18 protein-coding genes are annotated in these 24,453 nt (G+C 59.6%); 7 read left to right on the top strand and 11 right to left on the bottom strand.

Annotation, left to right across the window (positions count from 1 at the left end; genetic code table 11):
• The first annotated feature begins 100 nt into the window (after positions 1 to 100).
• The 3 genes from QWZ03_RS04145 to QWZ03_RS04135 are packed head-to-tail and all read left to right on the top strand — an operon-like array spanning position 101 to position 1,971.
• Positions 101 to 1,084 (top strand): helix-turn-helix domain-containing protein, encoded by a 984-nt coding sequence (locus QWZ03_RS04145; protein WP_290331593.1) that lies wholly within the window; start codon positions 101 to 103, stop codon positions 1,082 to 1,084.
• Between the two features lie 23 nt (positions 1,085 to 1,107).
• Positions 1,108 to 1,257 carry a hypothetical protein gene (locus QWZ03_RS04140; RefSeq protein ID WP_290331592.1) on the top strand — a complete coding sequence of 50 codons (150 nt, stop codon included), beginning with the start codon at positions 1,108 to 1,110 and terminating at the stop codon, positions 1,255 to 1,257.
• Positions 1,258 to 1,266: 9 nt separating this feature from the next.
• Positions 1,267 to 1,971, top strand: a complete 705-nt coding sequence (locus QWZ03_RS04135; protein ID WP_290331591.1) for a helix-turn-helix transcriptional regulator — start codon at positions 1,267 to 1,269, stop codon at positions 1,969 to 1,971.
• Between the two features lie 298 nt (positions 1,972 to 2,269).
• Here the strand turns inward: QWZ03_RS04135 and QWZ03_RS04130 are convergent, their stop codons facing one another.
• From QWZ03_RS04130 to QWZ03_RS04100, 7 genes are all read right to left on the bottom strand, one after another.
• Complete coding sequence (locus QWZ03_RS04130; protein WP_290331590.1) at positions 2,270 to 2,707, bottom strand: tetratricopeptide repeat protein; 438 nt, start codon at positions 2,705 to 2,707, stop codon at positions 2,270 to 2,272.
• Between the two features lie 1,264 nt (positions 2,708 to 3,971).
• Positions 3,972 to 4,817 (bottom strand): S-formylglutathione hydrolase, encoded by an 846-nt coding sequence (gene fghA / locus QWZ03_RS04125; RefSeq protein WP_290332045.1) that lies wholly within the window; start codon positions 4,815 to 4,817, stop codon positions 3,972 to 3,974.
• Positions 4,818 to 4,836: 19 nt separating this feature from the next.
• On the bottom strand, positions 4,837 to 5,961 hold the full coding sequence (locus tag QWZ03_RS04120; protein ID WP_441302632.1) for an S-(hydroxymethyl)glutathione dehydrogenase/class III alcohol dehydrogenase: 1,125 nt from the start codon (positions 5,959 to 5,961) through the stop codon (positions 4,837 to 4,839).
• 285 nt (positions 5,962 to 6,246) lie between these two features.
• On the bottom strand, positions 6,247 to 6,813 hold the full coding sequence (locus QWZ03_RS04115) for a class I SAM-dependent methyltransferase (protein ID WP_290331589.1): 567 nt from the start codon (positions 6,811 to 6,813) through the stop codon (positions 6,247 to 6,249).
• 277 nt (positions 6,814 to 7,090) lie between these two features.
• Positions 7,091 to 8,653 (bottom strand): FGGY-family carbohydrate kinase, encoded by a 1,563-nt coding sequence (locus QWZ03_RS04110; RefSeq protein WP_290331588.1) that lies wholly within the window; start codon positions 8,651 to 8,653, stop codon positions 7,091 to 7,093.
• The gene (locus QWZ03_RS04105) at positions 8,650 to 10,233 is read right to left on the bottom strand and encodes a glycerol-3-phosphate dehydrogenase/oxidase (protein WP_290331587.1); all 1,584 of its coding nucleotides are present in this window, start codon (positions 10,231 to 10,233) and stop codon (positions 8,650 to 8,652) included. The genes QWZ03_RS04110 and QWZ03_RS04105 overlap by 4 nt, the downstream gene beginning before the upstream one ends.
• Positions 10,221 to 11,837 (bottom strand): FAD-binding oxidoreductase, encoded by a 1,617-nt coding sequence (locus QWZ03_RS04100; protein ID WP_290331586.1) that lies wholly within the window; start codon positions 11,835 to 11,837, stop codon positions 10,221 to 10,223. Before QWZ03_RS04100 ends, QWZ03_RS04105 begins: the two co-directional genes overlap by 13 nt.
• 174 nt (positions 11,838 to 12,011) lie before the next feature.
• On the opposite strand from QWZ03_RS04100, the gene QWZ03_RS04095 reads away from it, so the two are divergent.
• From QWZ03_RS04095 to QWZ03_RS04080, 4 genes are all read left to right on the top strand, one after another.
• A complete protein-coding gene (locus QWZ03_RS04095; protein ID WP_290331585.1) occupies positions 12,012 to 12,953 on the top strand; it encodes an AraC family transcriptional regulator in 942 nt (313 codons plus the stop codon).
• Positions 12,954 to 13,367: 414 nt separating this feature from the next.
• Positions 13,368 to 14,897, top strand: a complete 1,530-nt coding sequence (locus QWZ03_RS04090) for a methyl-accepting chemotaxis protein (protein WP_290331584.1) — start codon at positions 13,368 to 13,370, stop codon at positions 14,895 to 14,897.
• Between the two features lie 19 nt (positions 14,898 to 14,916).
• A complete protein-coding gene (locus QWZ03_RS04085; RefSeq protein ID WP_290331583.1) occupies positions 14,917 to 15,672 on the top strand; it encodes a substrate-binding periplasmic protein in 756 nt (251 codons plus the stop codon).
• Between the two features lie 67 nt (positions 15,673 to 15,739).
• The gene (locus QWZ03_RS04080; protein WP_290331582.1) at positions 15,740 to 16,507 is read left to right on the top strand and encodes a substrate-binding periplasmic protein; all 768 of its coding nucleotides are present in this window, start codon (positions 15,740 to 15,742) and stop codon (positions 16,505 to 16,507) included.
• Between the two features lie 319 nt (positions 16,508 to 16,826).
• On the opposite strand, the gene QWZ03_RS04075 is transcribed toward QWZ03_RS04080, so the two are convergent.
• The 4 genes from QWZ03_RS04075 to QWZ03_RS04060 all read right to left on the bottom strand — a co-directional run.
• Complete coding sequence (locus QWZ03_RS04075; protein ID WP_290331581.1) at positions 16,827 to 17,435, bottom strand: Imm43 family immunity protein; 609 nt, start codon at positions 17,433 to 17,435, stop codon at positions 16,827 to 16,829.
• Between the two features lie 10 nt (positions 17,436 to 17,445).
• A complete protein-coding gene (locus QWZ03_RS04070) occupies positions 17,446 to 22,629 on the bottom strand; it encodes an RHS repeat-associated core domain-containing protein (protein ID WP_290331580.1) in 5,184 nt (1,727 codons plus the stop codon).
• A 171-nt stretch (positions 22,630 to 22,800) separates the two neighbouring features.
• Positions 22,801 to 23,856: a DUF2169 family type VI secretion system accessory protein gene (locus tag QWZ03_RS04065; protein ID WP_290331579.1), complete on the bottom strand. Its 1,056-nt coding sequence runs from the start codon at positions 23,854 to 23,856 to the stop codon at positions 22,801 to 22,803.
• Between the two features lie 3 nt (positions 23,857 to 23,859).
• Positions 23,860 to 24,453: bacteriophage T4 gp5 trimerization domain-containing protein (locus QWZ03_RS04060; protein WP_441302631.1), on the bottom strand; the 594-nt coding region annotated here is incomplete at its 5' end.

Below are 24,453 nucleotides of genomic sequence, written 5' to 3'. Positions count from 1 at the left end.
TGCGGCTTGCTAGCGTAAAAGCAACAGCAGGGGGCTTGAAAGTACTTTGCCCCTTACTGAGCCCTATGGAGTGTCCATGAGCGATGTAACATCCCTAGTCATGAATAGCCCCGTCCTACCACAGCCAAGCGTCGCGCTATCTGGGCTCACAGAGCTGCCAGAGCCTGCGCTCATCTATCAGCGGATTACCTCTCTGCTCTACCGCGAAGAGCCCAACCCCCGTCGACATGCCAGCACGCTGGCGAATGCGCTGAACGTAGACAAGAAGACGGTGAGTCGCTGGAGCAGCGATGGTGTTCGCAATGTCGAAGACATGATGGCCATCTGCCAGGCATTCGCGGTGCCGCCTTCGGTCTTGCTGGCACCGGTGATCCAGGGAACACAGATGGTGGATTGCCTGATCTCGGTGAACGGTACGGAGTGCCAGGGGCGAGCCTGGATATCCTTGCAGCCCCTGCCAACAGATAAGGCCAGTGCCATGGTGTGCAGGCCAGGGGAGGGACGTTTCTGGCGGCTGGAGGCCTGTGGTAGCGGCCCGCGTGAAACAGCGCACGTGGCCTACTATGTGGATTCGCTGTGCGAGACCCGCAAGACAGAACCGCGTATCGCAGTGTGCTTGCCTGGCCGCACCTCACTCTCAAATGAACTTGCGGTGAAATTGCAACAGTACCACTGCCAGACGGTAGAATACGCCACCGGTACGGCGCTGCTCGAAGCCATGCAGCGCTCGCCTCTGCAGATGATAGCCCAGTCTGCTGCCCGTGCGATGGCAGACCTGGACAGTAACCCCAGCTATGCCCGCTATGAAGCGACGCGAGCTTTGCTACGCCAGTTTGATATCTGGCATGTGGAGGGTGACTCGCAGGTGGCGGAGCAGTTCAAGCAGGCACCCAACCTACTGATCGTGCATGAGTCACTGTCGGATTGGCCGGTGTTTGTTCAAGCTGTTCGTGCAGCCTGTGGCCGCTACGTGCCTGCGCTCGTGTTGTGCGCGGAACCTATGCAGCCCCGCCTAATTGAAGGCCACTATTTTTGCTCCATCCAGTTGGCCGATGTGCTCGGTATGATACGTAGACTGGTTTAACCCCGTATACAAAGGAAATAGTCGTGATTGAACTCTTTATCCTGCTGCTGATCAATGTGCTCGGCGTCACCACACCTAGCCCCGCCACAGAACAGCCTAAGGAACAAGCACCAGCTCCGCTTGTGAAGCCACAGGGCGACTCACAGCAGCCTATCATCAACCCAGGCGTATAAAGCTTGGCCATGGAAGCACTGCGCGACTCGTTGGGGCATGTGAGGCTGGCGGATGAGCTGGCTGACCAGATTTCTGCCATGGCGAGCGCGCTGGGCTTTCGTAATTTCATGTTGGGTTATGTCAACCCGACACTGTCCAATGCGCCGTTTTGGATAGACCGCATGCCAAACCGTACCTGGGACGCCGGCACTGTTGTGGCAAGGGATCCGGTGACGACTGAAGTTGTAACCACCACGGTACCTAAAACCATTATCTGGACAGCGGAGACCTATGCTTCGGCGGGCGCGGCGGATTTATGGGAGTTGGGTAACTCGATTGGTATACACAATGGCGTGGTGCATGCCGCACGCCCCGGTGGCCGGCGGCGAATGATGCTGAGCATGGATCGCGATGCAGCTTTCGATGGTACGCTGGAACAGCAGATCAACCAGGCCAAGCAGCTGGCTTATTTTACTGACATGCTGGCAGGGGCAGTCATTACCCTGTTCGATACCCAAGACCAGATCGAAGCTGATCTAAGCAAGACCGAATTGGAAGCGCTTAAATGGGTATTTGGTTTTGGTTATTCTGCGATTGAAATTGCAGAGAGATTGAATATCTCGCACCTTGCAGCACGGCAGTTGCTACAAGGTGCTACCGAGAAAATCGGGGCAGGGAATTACATACAGGCCAGTATGATCGCGGCGCGATATGGTGCGCTAGGGGCAGTTTGATAGTAAGGGACGTGGCAATGGAAGTGCTACGATGGTTTCTCTGAAGCGCATCCATGCTTAATAGGCCTGATTCCGCCAGTTAAACCGTTTGCACACTTGTCCTAGCCCGACCAGAAATTCTCGGCGATCGTCCTCAGCAAGATACCAGCAACTTCGTCGATAGCATTGGCTATGTACCGACTATCGACGTTCAGCTGACCTTCCACGGAGTGCGCTCCATGATAAATACTTGCAAGAACGTCCGTAGTTGCGGACGCTTTGCTTGGGACGCCGAACAGGATGCCCCATGTTTGAACTCCTATATGTAGGCACGCGATCTTAAAAATATCAAATACTTAGGGTCGTCATTTTCAAAAATCTTTTCTCCAGCGCCCATGTACGCTCTCATAAGCTCATCCGCAGCCAAATCCACTTCGCCTTGATCGAATAATATTTGCCCTAGGCGCAGATGGAGAAAAGGATTTCCTAATCCGCTTGGACAAATCATCGCATATTCCAATGCTTGCCGTGCAGATTTTTTCTTTCCGAGGAAAAAGCACGAGTCTGCAATGGCCGCTAGAATCCAAGTGGATGTCTCCCACTCATTCTTGGGGTCAGGAACTAACATCCATGCCTTGTTGTACTCCGCTACAGCGTCCTCATGTTGGCCGCTCAGAGCCAGCTCATCGCCTAGAGCACATAAGCGCTTAATTTCTTGATGCGTTGCATCTGTCAGCATTATTTGATTCGAGCTCATCTCTTACTCCAATATGTCAAATGTCGGCGAAGCAGGTGACAGGTATATCTGTCGCAACGAGGCACCGGCTGATCGATTTATCGACATTGGCTCTAATCGATAGTGATTTGAATCCAACATAAACGCTCGTATTTCAGGTGATTTTGGGCTCAGGAAACGGCCAGTTTCATTTCGCCAGCTGACCGCATCCACTGTATGCGCCATATCAACGGTATTGTCAATACGATACCAGTTGCAATCTGGACCCTTAACTTGCAGGTTGTTCGGATCGCCACGAACTAGCAGCCCCTCACCGCGGATAAGGCCATCATTCCTCATCCGTTCCATAAACTCTCTACCTGTTCTGGAAAATTTATCGGGTGTACTGCCCATATATTCTAAACGTGCACTGCGACCGCTCACCGAAGCTGTGGTAGGAAGTGGTGTTTGGAAAAAAGCGCCCCTCACTGTGGCGCCTTTTGCACAAATTTCAGTAGCCCCTGACCCATCAGCCAGTTTTTTACGCGAAGCATCTCCGCCTTAACTTTCTGTGCATCACCTTGGCCAAAGGTCACGATGTCATCACTGTCGGAAAAATTCCTAAGCTGATCAATTAGGCGGCCATTTATCAGGCCTCCCATATCTGTGCAAACGATTCTTTCCCTATTAACTCAAGACACAGAGATGCTAGCTCTCCATCGGTATAAATTCCCTCTTTATACTGACTAAAAAAATCTTCAAGCTCAGCCAGCAGTACCGAATTACCCATTTCAGCCTCCACTCTTTATTTTGTAAACCAACTTATCCGCGTCATCCCAGGCTTGCTCGTGCAAGTTCCCAATCAAGCCACCTTCGGATTGAGGTGCGGTCAAATGATTGAGCCGCTTAGCCTGCAATGCGGCACCATTAGCCTCAAAAATTTCTCTGGGAGAGTTAAGTTAATGCATTTCATGCGACAAATGAGCAACGAGTGCTTCGTCGCTATTTGGCATCGCTGCATTCATGCGAACAGGAATTTTGCCCGTGCCAGAATGATAAAAGTCATCCCATTCAACTCAGTCGTTCGGCTTGTGGTTCCTGCCTTGCGCAAAATATTCTGCATCAGCATCAATTTGCGCCCATTTATTCATTAGCCCAATAATAATGTCTTCGGGAATAAGCACACCATGCGCACGTGCTAAATATAGAGCCTCTGCTGGTGTTCGAACCAGTCCATCCGCATTAATTGCGTATGGAGCCATGCGTGGATTGGCGGCAGTTCCCGTCACCCGCAGGGTGTTTGGAACTACCCCCCAACAACCTGCCTGAGCCAGTACGCATGAAAGCGTAGATGGTCTTCGATAAAGCTCGCAATAAAGTAATAACTATGGTCGTAGCCGGGCTGTACCCGCAGGGTAATGGGCCAACCGCGTGCTTGGGCGATGTCGGCCAGCGCCTGCGGGTTAAGCTGGGTGGGCAGGAAGTTGTCTTGCTCGCCCTGGTCTATCAATAGCGGCAGGGCTTGCTGGGCATGTTGCAGCAGGTGGCAGCTGTCGTAGTTTTGCCAGGTCGAGCTATCGTCGCCCAGGTAGGCGGTGAATGCCTTTTGCCCCCATGGGCTGGCAGTTGGCTGGCAGATAGGGGCAAAGGCTGAGGCTGCGGCATAGCGGCCTGGGTTGCGCAGGGCAATCATCAGGGCACCGTGGCCGCCCATGGAGTGGCCGCTGATGCTGCGCCGTAGCGTAACCGGGAACTCACGTTCTATCAGGGCTGGCAATTCCTCAGCCACGTAGTCGTACATGCGGTAGTGGGCAGCCCAGGGCGCTTGGGTGGCGTTCAGGTAGAAACCGGCACCCTGGCCCAGATCGTAGCTGTCGTCGTCTGCCACCTCGGCACCACGCGGGCTGGTGTCCGGCATCACGATGGCCATGCCCAATTCGGCGGCCACACGTTGCGCACCGGCTTTGGTGGCAAAGTTGTCGTCGGTGCAGGTCAGGCCGGATAGCCAGTACAGCACATCTACCTTGGTGCCCTGATCACACTGGGGTGGCAGGTAGATGGCAAAGGTCATGCTGGTACCAGTGCTTGCGCTGTGGTGGCGAAAGCGCTTGTGCCAGCCGCCAAAGGCGCGAAAGCTGGCGATCTGTTCCAGGGCTTGGCTCATGTGGGGCTTACTTGGCGTAATGGATGACAGAGCGGATGGACTTGCCTGCGTGCATAAGCTCGAAGGCGGTGTTGATTTCCTCCAGCGGCATGGTGTGGGTGATGAAATTGTCCAGCCGGAATTCGCCGGCCAGGTAGCGCTCTACATACTGCGGCAATTCGGTGCGACCACGCACGCCACCAAAGGCGGAGCCTCGCCAGACGCGGCCGGTCACCAACTGGAAGGGGCGGGTGGCAATCTCGGCGCCTGCCTCGGCCACGCCGATGATGACGGATTCTCCCCAGCCCTTGTGGCAGCACTCCAGGGCCGAGCGCATGACGTTGACGTTGCCTATGCATTCGAACGAGAAATCCACGCCACCACCCGTCATCTCGACAATGACATCCTGTATGGGCTTGTCGAAATCCTTGGGGTTGATCAGGTCGGTCGCGCCCAACTGTGTGGCCAGGGCAAATTTATCGGTATTGATGTCTATGCCTATGATGCGGCTGGCGCCAGCCATGCGGGCGCCGATCACGGCAGATAGGCCGATGCCACCCAGGCCGAAGATGGCCACGGTATCGCCTTGCTTGACCTTGGCGGTATTGATGACAGCCCCCATGCCGGTAGTGACACCACAACCCAGCAGGCAGATTTCTTCCAGTGGTGCTTCGGGGTTGACCTTGGCGAGGGCAATCTCGGGAACCACGGTGTATTCGGAGAAGGTGGAGGTGCCCATGTAGTGGTAGATGGGCTTGCCATCCTTATAGAACCTTGTGGTGCCGTCTGGCATCAAACCTTTGCCCTGGGTGGCTCGGATAGCCTGGCAGAGATTCGTCTTGCCTGATTTGCAGAACTTGCATTCACGGCACTCCGGGGTGTAGAGCGGAATCACATGGTCACCCACGGCCACGCTGCTTACTCCTTCGCCCAGTGCCTCGACGATGCCTGCGCCTTCGTGCCCGAGGATGGCGGGAAAGACGCCTTCAGAATCCTTGCCTTCCAGCGTATAGGCATCGGTGTGGCAGACCCCGCTGGCCACGATGCGCACCAGCACCTCGCCTTTCTGTGGCGGCATCAGATCGACCTCTTCGATGCTCAGGGGCTGATTGGGTGCCCAGGCAACAGCTGCACGGGTTTTGATCATCTTCATGGTGGGTGCCTCAGGGGTGGAAGGGGTGGCCGTATTATATGAGCCTGTTATGAAATCAAGTCGTAGCTGGCGGGGGGCGGACTGAGCTGGCACCAGGGCAACCCTGCCGGCAGAGGTTAGCGTGGACCGAACCTGTAGGCTCTCCTCTGTTAGCCACAATCATTCCCCCTCGCCGCAGTTCGTCATCATTCTGGACGGGCTTCGTTCATATCATCGACTTAAGTTCGGGGCAGGCGCTGAGCTCCGCCAAGCTGGGCGATCTAATGCACCAGCTTGGGCGAGGCATCAAATGTTGCAGACCGCGATCCAGCTTTCCGCATCGGGGATCAGGTGGGTGAAGCCATTTCTTGCCAAGTCGTCTGCTGTCCACAGGGATCGATGGTTTTCCAGCGGATTGGCTTCGACTTCTTGATGGATGAAGGATTTAGGTGTGCTGACCAGCACATGGCCGGACGCCACACGCTTGAGTTCGGCTAAGAAGCGCTCTCCGGTGGGCATGTCGAAATGCTCGAGGATATCTATGGCCATGACCAGTTCGTACTGACGAGCCGCCAGGCCCGGCAGGATATCCAGGGCATTCCCGATCATCATCTGGTTGTAGACGTACTCATGCACGGGGGTGAGATAGTCGGCAAAGCCTTCTATGCCGTCTATGCGGACGCGCCACTGGGATTTGGGCGACTGCCTTCCCTTGCCCTCTTCGATGATGAATAGATTGATATTTTCGAGATTGTTTCTGGCAAGAAAACCATACTGGCCCATGCCAGTCCCGACATCCAGTATGGAGCTGGGTGTTAATCGTTCTATTTCACGTACGATTGCGGACAGCTGACCGCTTTGACTGAATGGCATACTAAGCTAAGCCCCTTTTCTGGTTTTTTCATCAGAATCAGAATGCTGCATCGTTGGTGCCGCTTTTTTCCCGCAACCAAGCATGCGCCCGCGCCACCGAGGGTGCGCAGGATGGTAGCACGGCGGCCAAGGCGTGGGCTGGAAAGGGTGCAGGGCCAGAACCCAGTGCCACAGCAAGGCCTCCGCTGAGTATGGGCGCAATCCGCCTTATATTGGCTGCAGGTCTGGGCGGGGGGGTCAGCGTTTTGTGCATGAGGGCCACACAGCAATATGCCTCCTAAGCCCGGCGCGGATACCCCGTTATCTCGCGTATGGCGTGATAGAGCGGCTGCAGGCGTTCGTACATGCGTTTGTACACCTTGGGGTAAAGCTGCTGGTAGATGGCGGCGTGCTCGGCCACGGGTTCGAATACCTTGCCTACCCGTGTCATGTTGCGGATGGCGCTATCGAAATCAGGGTGTAGGCCGAGTGCAACTGCACCGAGGATGGCGGCACCCAGGCCGCTGGTTTCGTACAGGTGTGGGCGCTCGCACGGCAGGTTGAAGACGTCGGCGGTGATCTGCATGGCGGCGTCGCTTTGTGAGCCGCCACCGGAGATGCGTACACGTTTGATGGCGACGCCGCTGCGCGTGGCGATGCGCTCGCCGGCTTCGCGTAGGGCGTAGGCCAGGCCTTCTAGGATGGCGCGGTAGAGGTGGGCTCGGGTGTGGACATCGCCAAAACCGATGATGGCGCCTTTGGCCTCGGGGCCGGGCACCTTGATGCCGGGGTTCCAGAAGGGTTGCAGCATCAGCCCCTGGGCACCGGGTGGTACGGCGTTGACCAGGTCATCAAACAGGCTTTCGACGGCGACACCGCTGCTTTCGGCAGTCAGGCGCTCCTGCAGGCCGAATTGCTCCTTGAACCAGCTCACCATCCAGAAGCCACGGGTAATTTGTACTTCTGTGTTGTAGTGGCCGGGTAGCGCAGCAGGGTAGGGTGGCACAAAGGGCGTGGCCTCGACATAGCGCTTGGTAGTGGTATTGATGGTGGCGGCGGTGCCGAACGAGAGGCAGGCTGTCTCCGGGCTGATGCAGCCGGCGCCCAGGACTTCGCAGGCTTTGTCGGCTGCCCCGGCGATGACGGGCAGTCCTTCGGGTATGCCGGTATCGGCGGCGGTCTGCGCCGTGACCTTGCCTATGATGGTGCCGCTGGCGGCAAGCTCGGGCAGCATGCTGGGCGAGATGGGCATGGCCTGCCATTTCCAGTCATGCCTGGGGGCCCAGCAGCCTTTTTTGTAGTCGAAGGGCACATAGCCGACCTGGCTGCCTATCGCATCGACATAGCGGCCAGTAAAGCGGTAGTTGAGGTAGCCCGACAGCAACAGGAACTTGTGGGTGCGGGCCCAGATATCGGGCTGATGCTGGGCTATCCAGTTGGCCTCGGCCTCGTGCAGGAAGTGCTGCAGGGTGTTGTGCATGCCGATGGCGCGGAACAGCAGCCGCCACCACCAGGAAAGCTTGGGCAGTTTGTCGGCACGGCGCTGATCGAGCCACAGGATAGCGGGTCGCAGGGGCTTGCCGTCCGCGTCCAGGTTGACCACCGTGCCACGCTGGGTGGTGATGACCACACCCCTTATGGCGGATTTGGGCGCGCTGGTATTGGCCCACAGGTGCTGGCAGGCGCGGCTAAGGGCGTGCCAGAAGTCTTCGGGGTCGTTCTCCACCCAGCCCGGTTGGGGCGATTGATAGGTATCGATGCTGACCTGGGCTTTGTCGACCAGGTTGCCGTGCAGGTCGAACAACAGGGCCCGTACGCTTTGTGTGCCGTTATCGATGGCGAGCAGGTAATCGTTGCTCATGGTGCGCTTTCGGTTCTGGTAGGTGGCAGGCTGTAGTGGCGGGCGATCAACTGCTGATAGCGCAGCAGTTCTGCCTCCCAGTGTGCATCGGTCCAGCCTAGTTCGGGTTGGCACAGGGCGCGTATGCGGACCAGGTGATCCAGCCCCCCACGGGGTAGCAAGATGCCCAGTCGAGTGCGCCGTAGCAGCAGATCATCAAGGTGGACCACGGACTCCACCCTGGCGGCGCGCTGGAGTTCCTGCCACAGGGTATGGGTGCCGGGCACAAAGGCCAGGGTATCGGCTGTGGCGGTGTTGGCGACCTCGGCAGCATGCGGGCCATAGCGCGCGCGCAAGCGCTGGGCCATGGCGCCCGCCAACTGCGGCGGCAGGTTGCTGGCGGCACTGAAAACCGGGGCTGTGCTGGGCTGGTAGGGCTGACTCATGCGCTTGGCGGCCAGTGCCAAGGCATCTTGCGCCATCAGGCGGAAGGTGGTGAGTTTGCCACCTGTCAGGGTAATCAGCCCTTGCTCATCCAGTACCACATGGTCGCGGCCGGCGCTGGATGGGCTGTTGCCGCCTTCATCCACCACCGGGCGCACGCCGGCATAGCAGGCTGAGACATCGGCCCGGCCTAGCTGGATGGCGGGGAATTGGTCGTTGACCGCTTCCAGGAGGTAGTCCACTTCGGCATCGGTAATGCTGGCTTCGGTATCGAGATCGCCGGCATGGTCCAGGTCGGTGGTGCCGATCAGGGTGGCGCCTTCCCAGGGGTAGAAGAACACCGGTCGACCATCACGCGGATGCATTAGGCTGACTGCCTGAGCGACCGGCAGACGCCAGAACGGGACGATAAGATGGCTGCCGCGCAAGGGTCGCAGCATGGGCTTGCGGCCTAAGGTGGCGCGCAAGCGGTCGGCCCAGGCACCGGTGGCATTGATCACGGTGCGGGCCTGCACGGCGATCTGCTGCCCGGTTTCGATGTCTTCCAGTACCATGCCTGCCAATTGGCCGTGCGCAATGATGGGGGTGCGGGCCGCCAGGTAGTTGATGGCGATGCCACCATCGTGCTCGGCTTCTTCAAGCACCCGCCAGACCAGCCTGGCATCATCGGTCTTGGCGTCGCGGTAGACCATACCACCTCGCAGCTTGTCGGGTGCCAGCCCTGGGGCCAGTTGAGCGACGGCCTGGCTGCTGCAATAGGCGTGGCTGTTTTCTCCCGCCATGTGGTCGTAGATGGTCAGGCCCAGCTGGAATAGCCAGCGACCCGGCTGCCGGCCAGTGCAGTCGGCAAACAGAAAGCTTTGCGGCTCGATCAGCTCTGGTGCTTCACGCATCAGGCGTTGCCGCTCGTGTACCGAATGCAAGGTGGTGCGGAACTGCCCTTCCTTGAGGTAGCGCAGGCCGCCATGCACCAGCTTGGAGGAACGGCTGGAGGTGCCCCAGGCGAAGTCCCGCTGTTCGATCAGCAGGACTTTCCAGCCTAGCCGGGCTGCTTCGCGCAGCACCCCGGCACCGCTGATGCCGCCGCCGATGACCAGCAGATCCCAATCGGTAATGCCCAGCCGGTTCAGCTTGTCCTGGCGGCTCAGACGTTCCACGGTCCGCCATCCTGCAACAGCTTCCCTGGATTCATGATGCCCTTGGGGTCGAAATGGCGGCACAGTTCGGCCAGCGTAGCCATACCCAGCGGGCCTTTCTCGGCGGCGAGGTAAGGGGCGTGATCGCGCCCCACGCCGTGCTGATGGCTGATGGTGCCACCGTGTGCCACGATCGCTTCCGAGACCCTGGCCTTGTAGCGCTTCCAGCGGGCCATGTTGGCGTCGTAGCCGCCCGCTGCCGTGGGCCAGACAAAGGTGGAGTAGATGCTGCTGCCCTGTGCATAGAGATGGGAGAGGTGGGTAAAGGCATGCACCCGCTCGCCGTCCTCGGCAAAGGCGTCGCGGGCGGCTTGCTCCATGGCCAGCATCAGGGGCTTGACGCATGGCCAGTCCACGGCAGTTTCTATGGTGTCGGCGCTGTAGCCGTGTTCCCACAGGGTATTGCGCAGATACGGGCCCTTGAAGCGGTTCTGCGCCCAGCGGTCGCCCAGGCTGCGGCCGATGTAGACACCGCCATGCTGGCGGGTAACTCGCCTGGCCTCGGACAACGCGTGCCTGGCGGTAGCGGGTGTGGCGGTCAGGCCCAGCATCAGCAGGCATTTTTCCTTACGGCAGCCGCGCCAGCCCAGATAGCGCTCCAGCCAGGCGATCAGGTTGGCGTGCCCGGCCAGGGCAAGGTTGGTTTCGGTTTCGATGGCATTGGAGAGCCGCAGCATGGATAGCGGCAGTTTCATCTGCACCAACTGCCGTACGGCTGCTTCTGCCGCATCCCAATCGGGGAAGAACAGGCCATGGAAGCTCTCGTGGCCGGCCAGCGGTGTGACCCGCATGACCGCCTCGGTCAGCACTCCAAAGCGACCCTCCGAACCCAATACCAGCTCACGCAGGTCGGGGCCGGCGCTGGAGGCGGGCAGGGTGGGCATATTGAGCGTGCCGATGGGGGTTTCCATGCGGCCGCCGGCAAACAACTGTTCGATGCGCCCATAGCGTAGCGATTGCTGACCCGATGATCGGGTGACGACCCAACCACCGACAGTGGAATATTCAAACGATTGCGGGAAGTGCCCCAGGGTATAGCCTTGCGCGCGCAATTGGGCTTCGAGTACGGGACCGGCTGTGCCGGCGCCAAACGTGGCGAGCTGGCTGACGGTATCGAGATGCAGCAGCCGATTCATCCGCGTCAGGTTCAGCGACAACACCGGGCGTGGCGATACCGGGCAATCGAGGTGGCCGGCCACGCTGGTGCCGCCGGCAAAGGGGATCACGATCCAATCTGCAAGTTGTGCCATTGCCAGCAGTTCCTGTACCTGCTCGCTGGTCTCGGGGTAGGACACCCCATCGGGCACGGTAGGCGTGGTGCCGCAGCGCTTGCGCAGCCAGTCCGGGTAGCTCTCGCCCAGCGCCACGCTAAGCCGTACGACCGGGTCGGTACGGATCAAGGGGTGTGCTGGCAGGCGGGAGGGCGGGATGGCCGCCAGCAAGGCCTGCTGCTCGACATCCTGTTGTGGCCGGCCTGGGCCCAGCTTTTCCAGCAACATGGTGGTGGCCTTGTCGCTCAGGTTCATGGTGGTGGTGGTTTCTCCCCAACCGTTCCAGCGTCGCATGGCTTATGCTCCCGATCTCCCGCACGATGCGGATTGTTTATCTGTCAGTACTCTAGTTCAGTGATGCCGCCCAGCCATTTCGTTATTCCGCCAATCGCTTGTGCTATCGCGCCAATCCCTCGCGTGGTGGCGCCCTATGCCCGCACACTGTGGGACGCTGCGCGCAATGAGGGGGTGGCAGAGTCGCTTTTGCTGGCTGCGGCGCCCATGCCACAGGGTGAGGCCGACATGCCGCTGGCCGATTACCTGGCGATGTTCGAGGCGGCACTGGCCGCCACGGACCCCTTGTTTGGCTGGCGCCTGGGGCAGCAGGTGAAGCCGACCACCTATGGTGTCAATGGCATCCTGCTGCTGGCCTGCCCCACCCTGGGGTTGGCACTGGAGCAGGTATTGCGATTCGAGGCGCTGGTACATGACCTAGGGCGGTCTAGCCTGTTGCAGCAAGAGGGTGTGGCGGTTTACAGCTGGCGCAATGACATGGCCTCGCATGCGGTGGCCGGCGCCTTGGCCGAGTCGGTGTTCTCTGGCATCAAGACGTGCGCCGAGTGGCTGGCGGGCCGTCCGGTAATGCCGATAGCCCTGGAGTTTACCCATGCCGCACCGAGTGGCAGCAGCCTGGCCAGCCTAGCTGGGGTGGAGGTGGCGTATGGCTGCCCGATCAACCGGGTGGTGTTCCCGGCTGAGCTGCTGGCCTTGCCTATACCGCAGGCCAACAATGGCTTGCTGCCACTGCTGCAGGGCCACGCAGAGGCGCTCTTGCGTGAGCGCCACCAAACCGAGCCTGCCATCGTGGGGCAGGTACGGCAGGTAGTGCTGAACAACCTGGGGGAGGGCGGCCTCAAGCTAGCGGATGTGGCGCAAGCCCTGCATCTCTCCACCCGCACCCTGCAACGCCGGCTGACCGAGGCGGGCATGGCTTTCCAGGATCTGCTCGATACCACCCGGCATGAGCTGGCGCGGCATTACCTGGTCAGTTCTGCCATGCCCATAGGTGAAATTGCCTACCTGCTGGGTTATCGCGACCCGGCGGCCTTCCATCACGCCTTCAAAGGCTGGCAGGGCGAAGGGCCGGGTAGTTTCCGGGGTCGTAGTCAGCGCCCGGAGAGCCTGCTTTGAGCGCAAGTCATTGGGTGGTGACGGACGGGGCAGGCACTCGGGCAACCCTGGTGCTAGGGCTCGGCGCGACCTGATCCGTTAGGATCTTCCTGATGTTATCCCCCGACCTAGCCGCCGTTCGCCATCATTTTGACTGGGCTGCGGCTTTCAATTCATCACAGGCGCTGAGTCATAAAGCGCACAGCTGGCTGGCCTATGAATATTCAAAAATCAGAATATTCTAATTCATATGATAGGCTTGCTCCAAGCCAGTTGATGCGGCTGTATATCTGCTCTCTGGAGTGCGATTGCCCTTGGTTTTTTTCCATGGCTGACTAAGCTCAGTAGGCCAGTGCTATCAGCGCGTAGCCGCCATTAAGAACGGTTATCACACAATTCACTTTTCCTGGGGGATGGGATGACTGGGAGCAGGCAATGATATCTACCCGCAGCATCAGCGCGACGCTGAATACGCTCTTTGTGCTGATCGTGACTCTCGTTCTGGTAACGATGGGGGGTTACAACCACTACACCAGCAAGGCACGCTTGGAGCGGGGGCTACAAGAACAGGCCGATGCGCTTGCGGTGCGGCTTCAATTGAGCCTGCCTGCTGCCATCTGGAATTTCGACAAGACCCAGATAGGCCAGGTGTTGGAGGCGGAGATGGTTTCGCCTACCTTTAACGGCATCCAGCTGGTGAATGGCAAGGATTACCTCAGCGGCCTGACCCGGGGCACGGACGGTAAAGCCACCAATGCAGCTGCCGATGCCAAGATCAGCGGTGTGCTGCGCGAGGTGCAGCTGCAGTTTGATGACAATGGCCAAAAGAAGAACGTTGCGACGGCCAAGATCTATGTGGACCAGGGATCGGTGGATGCCGCACTGAAGCAGAGCATGATCGTGCTGGCAGTACAGATCGTGATTGCCGACCTTGTGCTCCTATTCGCCCTCTCTGCCGCGCTGTCTGCTGTGGTGCTGCGCCCGCTCAAGCGGCTTAACAATGCGCTGAAGGAGATCGCCTCGGGCGAGGCTGACCTGACACGCCGCCTGGCGATCATAGGCAAGAATGAATTTGCCGATGTTTCGCAATCATTCAATGTATTTGTGGAACGCCTTCAGGGGGTGATGCGGCAGGTGTCCGATACGGCGCCACAACTGGCCGCAGCGGCTGAGCAGACCAGCCGCATCATGGAGCAAAGCAGCGCCGGCATACAGCTGCAGCAGGAAGAGAGCGAGGCTGTGGTGGTGGCTGCGGGTGAGCTGAGCAGGCAGGTACACGAGATATCGGTCAACACCAGTGCTGCATCCGATGCGGCCAACTATGCCGATATCGAGGCTGAGAAAGGCCAATCGGTGGTAAGCGCCGCCATCAGCACCATCAGTGAAGCCACGAATGAGGTCGAGAACGCCGCCCATGTGATTGCCGAGTTGGCGACCAATAGCGAGAAGATCGGCAGCGTGCTGTCAGTGATCAACGAGATTGCCAAGCAGACCAACCTGCTGGCGCTGAATGCCGCGATCGAGGCTGCCCGCGCAGGCGAAGCCGGCCGTGGCTTTGCCGTGGTGGCGGACGAGGTGCGCACCCTGGCTAACCGTACCCACGACTCCACGACAGAGATACAGCAAGTGATTACCGAACTGCAGAACGGTACCAGCCGCGCCGTTGCGGTGATGTCCATCAGCAAGGAAAAGGCTGATATGGGCCTCAAGCGTGCCCGTGAGGCGGGGGGCGTGATCCAGCACCTGGCCGAGTCCGCCCGCAAGATCGCCGAATTGAACGAGGAAATCGCTGCGGCCTCCAGTCAGCAGGAGGTGGTGGTGGTGGGCGTGACCGACAGCATCCGCGAAATACAGAAGGTTGTCAGCGAGGCTGCTAATGGCTCGCGCCAGACAACGATTGCCAGTGAGGAGGTAGCCCGCCTGGCCGTGCGTTTGCAGGCCACTGTGGAGCAGTTCAAGGTTTAGACCAATGAGGGATACATCCATGATACGTCGCAAGTTCACCCTGGCTCTGGGCGCTTTGCTCGCAGCGATAGCGTTGCTGCCAGCGCAAGCAGACAGCAAGACCATCACCCTGGCATCATTGGAATGGCCACCGTACACCGGCGCCAAGCTGACTGAGCAGGGCGCCAGCGTGGCCGTAGCCAAGGCGGCTTTCAAGGCCATGGGCTACGAGTTGAAGGTACAGTTCTTTCCGTGGAGCCGTGCCGTGCAGTTGGGCAAGAGTGACCCCGGCTATGCGGGGTATTTTCCCGAGTACGACTCGGCTGACCTGCGCAAGGAATTCACGCTGTCTGACCCCATGGGCAATGGTCCGCTGGGTCTGGCGCAGCGCGTAGATGCCCCATTCAGCTGGAGCAAGATCACCGATCTGTCTGCCAAGAAAATAGGCGTGGTGCAGGACTATGTGAATACCACCGAGTTTGACGCACGCGTGGCATCCAAGCAGCAGAAGGTCGACGTGGCTATCGACGATGGCAAGAACCTGGTCAAGCTAGGTGCAGGTCGCTTGGATCTGGCCGTGGTCGATAGCAACGTCTTTAACTACCTGATGAAGACCGATCCCGAACTCAAGCCCTTTGCAGGCAAATTGACCATGAACGCCAAAGTGCTGGAGGACAAAAAGCTATTCATCTGCTTCAAGAAAGATGCCGAGGGCCAGCGTATCGCCAAGATATTCAACGAAGGCCTGAAAAAAATAGACGTGAACGCCATTATGGCCAAGCGTCTGGGTGGCTGATAGCCAACACATAACCATCAATACGGCGGGCCCGAATGGGCCCAGTGCTTAGTATAAGGAGTGAGTAATGGGCAAAAAGCTGATTCTGTCTGGATTGCTGGCAGTGGCCGGCTTGGCGGTACAAGGCGCTGATAAGCCTGCTTCGATAAAGCTCTGTTTTGACAATGTAGAGGTTTATCCCTGGGTGGTGGAAGGACGGGATGGGCTCAATATTGTCCAGCTGAAGATGGCGGCACAAAAGGTGGGTGTGAAGATCGAGTTTGTGCGTACACCCTGGGCGCGCTGTTTGGATGACTTGGGCAAAGGCAATATGGATGGCGCCTTTGCTGCTAGCTTCAAGACCGACCGCCTGGCAGTAGGCTTTTACCCCGGTGCCAGTGATAAGGCCGATGCCACCAAACACATGATGATGGACGGCTATTCGCTGTATAAGGCCAAGGGCAGTAATATCAATTTTGATGGCAAGACCATTGCCAACCTGACCAGTGCGGTAGGTGCCCAGCAAGGCTATTCCATTGTGGATCAGCTCAAGGGCATGGGTGTGCGGGTAGACGATGGCACACGCAGCGCTGATGACACCCTGCGCAAGCTGGTAGCCGGACGTTTGCAGGCTGTGGCACTGCAGACGCTCGAAGGTGACAACTCCATCCAGCAAGCGGAATTCGCCGGCAAGGTAGAGAAAGTCAGCACGCCGCTGGTGGAGAAGCCCTATTACCTGATGTTGTCCAAGCAGTTTGTGGGCAAGAACGCCGACTTCGCCAAGGAACTCTGGAATGCTGTGGCGGCAGCACGCGAATCACCGGAATACAAGAAGGCTGTCAGCAGCTTCAAGTAGCTGTTAGGGCTTGTGTAGAATCCAATGCCCGGCTTGGACCGGGCATTGTTGTTTGACCTTCCCCCACTCGGTCTACCACTCATAATTTAGCAATCTGAGCGGTTGGGGGTTGATGCCTTTCCCGGTATTCCAGCCGGCCACCCAGGGCGTCGATACGGGCGGTGGGCTGGTTGTCGGCGTCCAGCTCGTAGCGGGTGCGATGGCAGCGGTAGCAAATGGGTACCCTCCGACCCGCTGCAGCTAGGTATCAATGTAGATCTATCGGCCATGCAAAAAACAAGCCCCCCAAGGTTTTCTAGGTTTTGAGAGGGCTAATTAACTAGGCCGGCTTGATTACCCCTGCCTGAGAGGCAGGCACGATATTAAATCCATGAAGCCGCACTGTCTGCAGCTTCTCTGCAACCTCTGAGCCAATAAAAATGACATTTATCAATGATATTTCATTAGACATGAATATGTTGGGGAGTGATCTGCTTTGAATGGCCAAATCCCAGATCTTCTTTATTTCGCCATTTTTTCGCACGTCCAGTTTGGATTTCTCTATGTCAACAATGTCCTTCTGGAGTTTCGTTATGGGTAGTCGAATAAAGAAGTAATCTTGATCAACGATCGATACTCCCTTTTGATTTACTACCGTAAGACTTGATATTTCCCAGTCCTCCAGCCCAAAGGGCATCATCAGAGACAGCAGTCGTGCTGAAATTATTTGTCCGTTGAAGTCGCTTGCAAGATCGAAAGCATACTTCTTGTCTTTTGATATTAAAACCAGTTTTTCTGGGAGTTTTGCCGGAAGATCGGGCGGTGCGGCAAAGTTCCAGTCGTATTCCATGGCAACATTTGCACCGCCCTCAATGAATTTCTCATGCAGCATGCCATTAATAAAAACAGGGCGACCGACTCCCTCTTTCCTTTCAAAAACATAGTACATTGTCACTCCTTTACTTTAGGCGCCCACATGGAGCCTTGGTGCTGATTCGTCCAGTATTGATCTTTTTCCGTAGGCTTATTTGCAAAGAAGAAACCCGTCGCCTTGCTTCAGCCGCCGTAATTGCACCGGAATTATAACTACGTTCAATCCTTCCAAGCTTGTCACTTACCATCTGTGAATAATTACCATGGCTACCACAATGGTAGACTTTTTTCCCATTTGCGGCGGCTTGGCTTTGGCTGTCAGGCACCAACAGTCCGTTTGCAGCTTTGTCTCGCTGTCCTTGCAAGCCGATTTTATCCAAGAATGATTTCTTTTTCGCCCATATCTCTTCCGGAATCAAGTGGTGCGCTTGATGGTGATCTCCAACTGGGCCGCCAAGTGCGGCATTGAGCACGGAGCTACTGAGCCCCAGTGGATCTATCCAATCAATAGGATTCACGCTGTATTGGTAGACGTTCTCCCCACCCGCCAACCCAATCGGATCATTCGATACAAACCGCCCCACATCCGGATCGTAGTACCGGAACCGATTGTAATGCAGCCCCGTCTCCGCGTCGAAGTACTGGCCCTGGAACCGCAAAGGCTGCACCTGGGCGTGCTCGAAGGCAGCCGGGTCGGCTAGCTGTCGTGTCTGTGCCGCGCCGTCCGCCGCAACCCACTCCACCGTGGCCGTATTGCCCCAGGTCTTGTAGCTGGCCTGCCAGACGATATCGCCGTTGGCTGCCGTCAGTTCTTGCGGCGTGCCCAGGTGGTCACACTGGTACCAGGTGATGGTTACCGGATTCAGCGGTGCTTTGCTGGGGCCAGCCTGGGCTTGGGATGTCTGCTGGAGGAAGTCCGCATCGTCCGGTGCCAGGCCGTGTTGCTGGCTGTAGGTCGCCTGGGCCTGGTCGAAGAAGGCGATCCGTTGCGCCATCCAGTCGGCTGGCTGGGGTGGCGCAAGGGTGGTGTCCTGGGCAGCGGTACGCCAGCTTAGCCGGGCCAGGGGGATAAAGCTGTCTGGCTCGTAGACGGTGGTGTGGGTTTGGCTGCGCTGGGCCGGGTCGGCGGCCTGTGGGTTGACCACGATTTCCTGCAGCAGCCGGTTACCGTCCCACACAAACCAGGCGCTGTGGCCGGGAGGGGTATGGGCAGGGGCGTCGGTGGGAGCGCCAGCCGGCGCAATCCAGTCACGGCTCTGCCGGCTCATGCGGCGGCCCAGGGCGTCGTAGCCGTAGTGGGTTTCGGTGATCCGGTTGGCTTGGCCTGGCCCCTTGCTGCGGGTAGTGGTGGCTTTTACCAGCTGGTGTTCGGCGTTCCATTCCAGTTGCAGCACGGTGCTGTTCTGGCTGCTGCCGCTGCGCTTTTCTACCAGGCGGCCGTGGCTGTCATAGCGGTAGCGCTTGTCCTCAAAGACGGTGACGCGGTTGTCCTTGAGCGGGCTGTGGCTGTTGGCCGGCAGCAGGTTGTGGGCGGGGTCGAACTCGAACTGTTCGGCCAGCTTGGGCCCGGTGGTGAAGCGGATGCGGGAGAGGGCGTCGTAATGGTATTCGGTACGGCCACGGCGGGCGTCGTTGATCTCCAGCACCTGGCCGGCGCGGTCGTAGCGCCAGTGGCGGGCGATGCGGCTGCCGTGCTGGGCGCCGACACCAACCTGGGGCTGCTGGCCCAGGCTCCTGGCGCTGACGCGGTGGTCCAGCAGCCGGCCCATGGCGTCGAGCTGGAACTGGCTGTGCAGGCTGCCTTGGCTACGGCTCACTTCGCGGTGCAGGGCGTCGCGCTCGATATCGGCGATCAGCTCGCCGTCGAGGTTGATCTGGTGCAGGTGGCCGCTGCCATACATCAGCCAGTTGAGGGTACGGCCATCGGGCAGGGTGGTGGCGATGCGGTTGCCCAGGGGGTCGTACTGGTGGCTCAGCTGCTGTACCCGAGGTTGCCGCTTGCCTTCTTCGTCACGCCAGTGGGTGGTGTGGGTTTCCTGCAGCAGGTTGCCTAGTGGGTCGTAGGCGAAGTCGATGGCGGCGTCGGCGTTGCTGGTGCGGCGCAGTTGTCCGGCGGGGTCGTACTGGTAGCGGGTGCGTTGCAGTGCCTGGCCGCTGGCCTGGGTATGGCGGGCCAGTAGTTGGCCCAGGGCGTCGCGCTCGAACCGGGTGAGGATGCTGTCCGGGTGGTGGGCCGGCAGTTCGCGCTGGGCCATGAGCTGGCCGGCGGCGCTGTAGGCGTAGGCGCTGAACTTGCCTTCGAAGTTGGTTTCGGCCACCAGCCTGTCCAGGGCGTCGTACTGGAACTGCCAGGGTGTGCCGTTCTGGTTGATCAGGCCCACCAGGCGGCGGTGGGTGTCGTAGCGGTATTCCAGCCGGCCACCCAGGGCGTCGATGCGGGCGGTGGGCTGGTTGTCGGCGTCCAGCTCGTAGCGGGTGCGGTGGCCCAGGGCGTCGATGTGGGCGATCAGGCGGCCGGCTGGGTCGTATTCAAAGCGTTCGCTACCGCCATCGGGGTAGTCGATGGACTGCACCCGGCCGGCCATGTCGTAGTGGTAGGTGGTGGTGGCGCCCAGGGCGTCGGTTTGGCTGCTGAGCCGGCCACGCTCGTCATAGGCGAAGCGGGTGGTCTGCTGCGTGCAGTCGGTATAGGCGGTCAGCAGGGCGCGCTGGTCCCACTCCAGCCGCTTGTTGCCGCCCTTGGCGTCGATGATGCGTATGGGCAGACCGCGTGAGTCCAGCTCGAAGCGGGTGGCGTTGCCGGCTGGGTCGATCTCGCCGATCAGGTTGCCACGTGCGTCGTATTCCAGGCTGGTAGCTTGGCCCAGGGCGTCAATCAGCTGGGTGGGGAGTTCCAGTTCGCTATGCCAGAGCACCTGGGTGCTGTGGCCCAGGGCGTCGGTCACGGCCAGGGGGCGGCCTTTGCCGTCCAGGGTGTAGCGGGTGGTGGTGCCGTCCGGGTCGATGGTGGCCACAAGGTGGCCGTATTGATTGAGTTCAAAGATGGTGCGGCCGCCCAGCGCGTCGGTCAGGCCGGTCCAGCGGCGTTTGTCGTCGAAGTGATAGAGGGTGGCCCGCTCGTCGGAGGTGCCCTGGGCTTCGATCACCTTGGTGTGGCCGCTGCTGTATTCGAAGACCCATTGCTGGCCGACGTTGCTCCAGTGGCGTATGACCTTGCCACCGGCGTCGTAGCGGTCGTATTCATAATGGGCCTGCAGGGCGCCTGGTACGGTGTGGCCGACCATGATGTGGTCGCGCCATTGGTAGCGCCGGGCTTCGCTGCCATCGCGCACCACGCTGATCAGGTCGCCTTCCGGACTGTATTGGTAGGCCACCAGCACCTGCGCCTGCAGCGCGATCTGGTCGCGTTGGGCGATCTCCAGCCGCGCCATCACGCTATCGGCGATCTGCTGGCTACGGAGTTCTGCCGCTATCGCGCTGCCGCTGGCGCCCTGGTTGGGGCTCAGCCCGCATAGCAGGCTGACGCGCAGCAGGCGGCCTGCCGGGCTGTAATCCAGTTGCAGGGCTTCGCCGGTGCTGTCCATCAGGTAGCAGGGCTGGGCTTGCAGGGCGGGCTTGGGGCCCTTGGGGCGGGCGGCGATGGGCTGGTATTCCAGCCCGATGCGGTTGTCGTTGGCATCGGCCAGGCCGCTGCACAGCCACTGATCCAGCCTTTGCGGGTGGCGTTGGCCAAAGAACAGGCGCGAGCCATCGCCCGATACCAGGCTGTATTCGCCTGCGGCGCTGCGTGCCAGGGTGATCTGCTCATAACGCGAGAAGAAGCTGCGGCCGGGTGCCACGCGGGGGAAGCGGATGCGGCGGCCGGTGGTTTCGACCAGTTCCATCACTTCGCCGCCGTCGCTCTCTTCCAGCCGCATGCCGTACATTACGGCCCAGCCTTGGCCAAACCAGCCGGTTTCGCGGCTATTGCTGACGTAATTGCGCTGCCATACCAATGGCAGGGGGCCGGGCAGGCTGAAGTCCAGCTCGCTTTCGCCAGCCAGTACCTTGCAACCCAGCACCGGGTTGACCGGGCTGCCGGTCGTGGGGCACAGCGGGCAGACCTCGCCATCGCCATCGGCCTTGCCCTTGTTGTGGGAGTCCTTGTTGGTGGGTGGGGTGGGGGCGTCGCCTTCCTGCTTGGGTGCGGCCGGTGCTTTCTCTGGGGTCTTGTCCTGGCCCTTCTGGCGGCGTTCTTTCAGTTTCTTAATCACATCCTTGAAGGAATCACCGTCCTTCAGGCCCATGCCCTTGAGCTTCTTGGCCAGGCCTGCACCCAGGTCCATGGCCTTGCCACCGGCCTTGGCTGCCTTGGCGGCTTTTGCGCCGGCTGCGGCGGCATTGGCGGCGCCACCCGATACCAGCGCAGCCGCCACCTGTATGGCCACTTCGGTCATCAGGCCGCCCAGTGCCTCGCCCATGGCTTCGGGTTTGTCGGCGATATCCTGCATCTGGGCGGCCAGCGCGCATAGTGCTTCCTCGCCCAGCTCGCTGGCCAGGTCTTCTATGCCGTTAACGATGTCGTCGATGGACAGCTCTTCATTGACGATGGCGCTGCCCACCTCGGCGACTTCGCGCACGGTGCCGGTGATGGCATCCGCCACCGAGTTGACCGCGCCCTTGATGGCCCTGCCGGCAGACTTGAGCCCCTCCCAGGAGAACAGGCTGGCGGCGGCGCTACCCGCATCGGCCGCCATGTCGCCATAGCCCTTGACGGTATCCAGTGCACCCGTGCCGATATCCTTGACGAAACCGCCGGGCCGTTCGCTCAGTTGGTTTTTGGAGCCCTGCTTCAGCCGCTCGAACTGTACCCGCAGCATGGCCAGGCATTTCTGCGAGGGGCTGCCGGCGTTGACGGCGGTGTAGACCTTGGCCTTGGCATTGCCATTGTTGATGGTGCCGGCATGCTGGTGGTGTATCTGCCAACCTGGCCCCACCTTCACCGTGCTGCTTTTCTCGGTGGTCTTGAACTTGCCATTCCAAGTTTTGGAGGTTTTGCCTACGCCACCGGGTGGGCCACCCAGGCAGTGGGGCACGTGCGAGGTGCTGATGTAGAGCGGGTACTGGTTGCCGTTGCCGTGGCTGGCCGTATCCACCGCCGTATCAAACGTGGCGTAGGTCACAAACGGCAGCAGGATCATCGGCTTGCTGGGGTCCGGCGCAATCATGTCCGGTTCGCAGGCGATGGCCGAGTGCTCGACGCGTTTCTCGGCGATGTATTCATTACCCATGTTTGACTACCTATGTTCACTACTTAGGGCAGCTAACAAAACCGTTCTGGCTTGCTGGTGCGAATGGGTCGTCCCAGGTGTTGCCTAGGTGCGTTCGCCCAGCCTGAACTGCGACACAAGGTTTTGTCAGCGCCCCGGATTATTCGGCGGAGTCGCTGGCGCAGCAGCGGATCAACTGATGACTTCGATCTGCAGTTCCGGCCCCAGCTCGTCCAGCTGGACGATGCGGCGCCAGGTCAGCTCCAGCACGCGGGCATCCAGATCAACCAGCACGGTGTCGATATCCATATCGAGCGACATGCTCAGGTCCGTGGGACTGCGCAGGAACAGGAATGGCCGGCTGCGTGGCAGCACATACTCCTGCCGCCCTTCGGGCAGCAGATTGGCCAGAACCAGGGTTTCGCCGCCCTTGAGCGCAAACGGCAACCATTGATCGGCCGGTGCTTGTTGCCAGTGCGCCATGTCGAAATCGCTGGGATAGCCTTGCTGCTCGGGCTTGATCGGCGCCATGCCATCCAGATATTGGGTACGGCCCCGCCACCAAGCTGGGAAGGCGCCCAGGCCGGCTGGCGCGATATCCTCGCCTGGCGTACCGATGGCTTGCTGCGGATACTCGATACGTGGTGCCTGCAGGGTGTCGAGCTGTGCTACTCGCTCGTCCAGTGCCTTGCGCTGCGCCTTGGTCAGCGTGATGTGTGGCTGCTCGCCCAGCCAGCCAGTGCCAGGGGGGTTCAGGCCATAGGCCGCCACGGTCATCTCACCCTGCTCATTCAGCAGTTCAAAGTGTCCACCATAGGCGTGCTCATACAGCAGCGGCGTGCCGGTGGTGGGTTCGGCATCGGTCAGCTTCCAACGGCCCAGCAGGGTTTTCTGCCAGCGGCGCGGGCCATACAGGCGCAGGGCTTTTTTCCAGTCGCCGATGGCGATGCCCGCCAGCCAGCTGTCGCTGGGCTGGGCTATCTGCGCCGTGCCGGTCACGATGACCTCACATTTGGGCTTGTAGGGAATCAGATCAGTGGGCAGCAGCACGCTGCTGCGGTCCCGTTCGCCCAGATGGACATCGCCCAACCGCACAGGCCGCTGCTGGTGCAACTGCACCACCGCACCGGTATCACGCAAGCCGTACGACTGCTTGAGCACGACGATCTGATAACGGCGGCCATTGAACAGCATGTGTTCAAAGCTGAATACGCTGAACGGCGTGGTGTTGATGGTTTCGACACTCATGGCTTAGTTCACGTCAATCAGCTTGCCGTCCAGATCCACAATATCGCTGCCCACGATATTGACCTTCTTGCCGTTCAGACTAATGCTGCCGTCCTGGTGCATGGTCAGCGTGGAGGCGCCTGTCTTGAGGGTGATGGACTCCCCGGCCTCCAGCGTGATGCCCTTGCCAGCCTGCAGGTGATAGGTCTGGCCTACATTGGCCTTCCACGAGACTCCCACCGAGTCCATGCGGCCCAGCACCACATTGCTGACCATGGCCGCGCCGACGTTGATGTTGTACGCCGCGCCGATGTTGACCATCTTGGCGAGGCCGACATTCTCCATAAAGGCCAGGCTGATGGTTTCGCGCTTGAACGCACCGATCTGTATCGTGTGGTTCTTGCCTATGGTCTGACTGCGGCTCTGGCCTATGGTGACGGTCTCGTTCTTGCCCACGTTTTCTGTACGGTTGCCACCGATGGTGATGGTCTCGTTCTTGCCCACATCCTCGGTACGGTTTTCACCGATGCTGATGGTCTCGTTCTTGCCCACATCCTCCGTGCGGTTGTCGCCAATCGAGATCTTCTCGTTGTGGTCCACCCGCTCGGTGCGGTCGTT

Origin of the sequence: Chitinimonas viridis (assembly GCF_030409555.1) — a bacterium.
GTDB lineage: Bacteria > Pseudomonadota > Gammaproteobacteria > Burkholderiales > Chitinimonadaceae > Chitinimonas > Chitinimonas viridis.
This window is presented reverse-complemented; position numbering and strand designations above follow the sequence as displayed.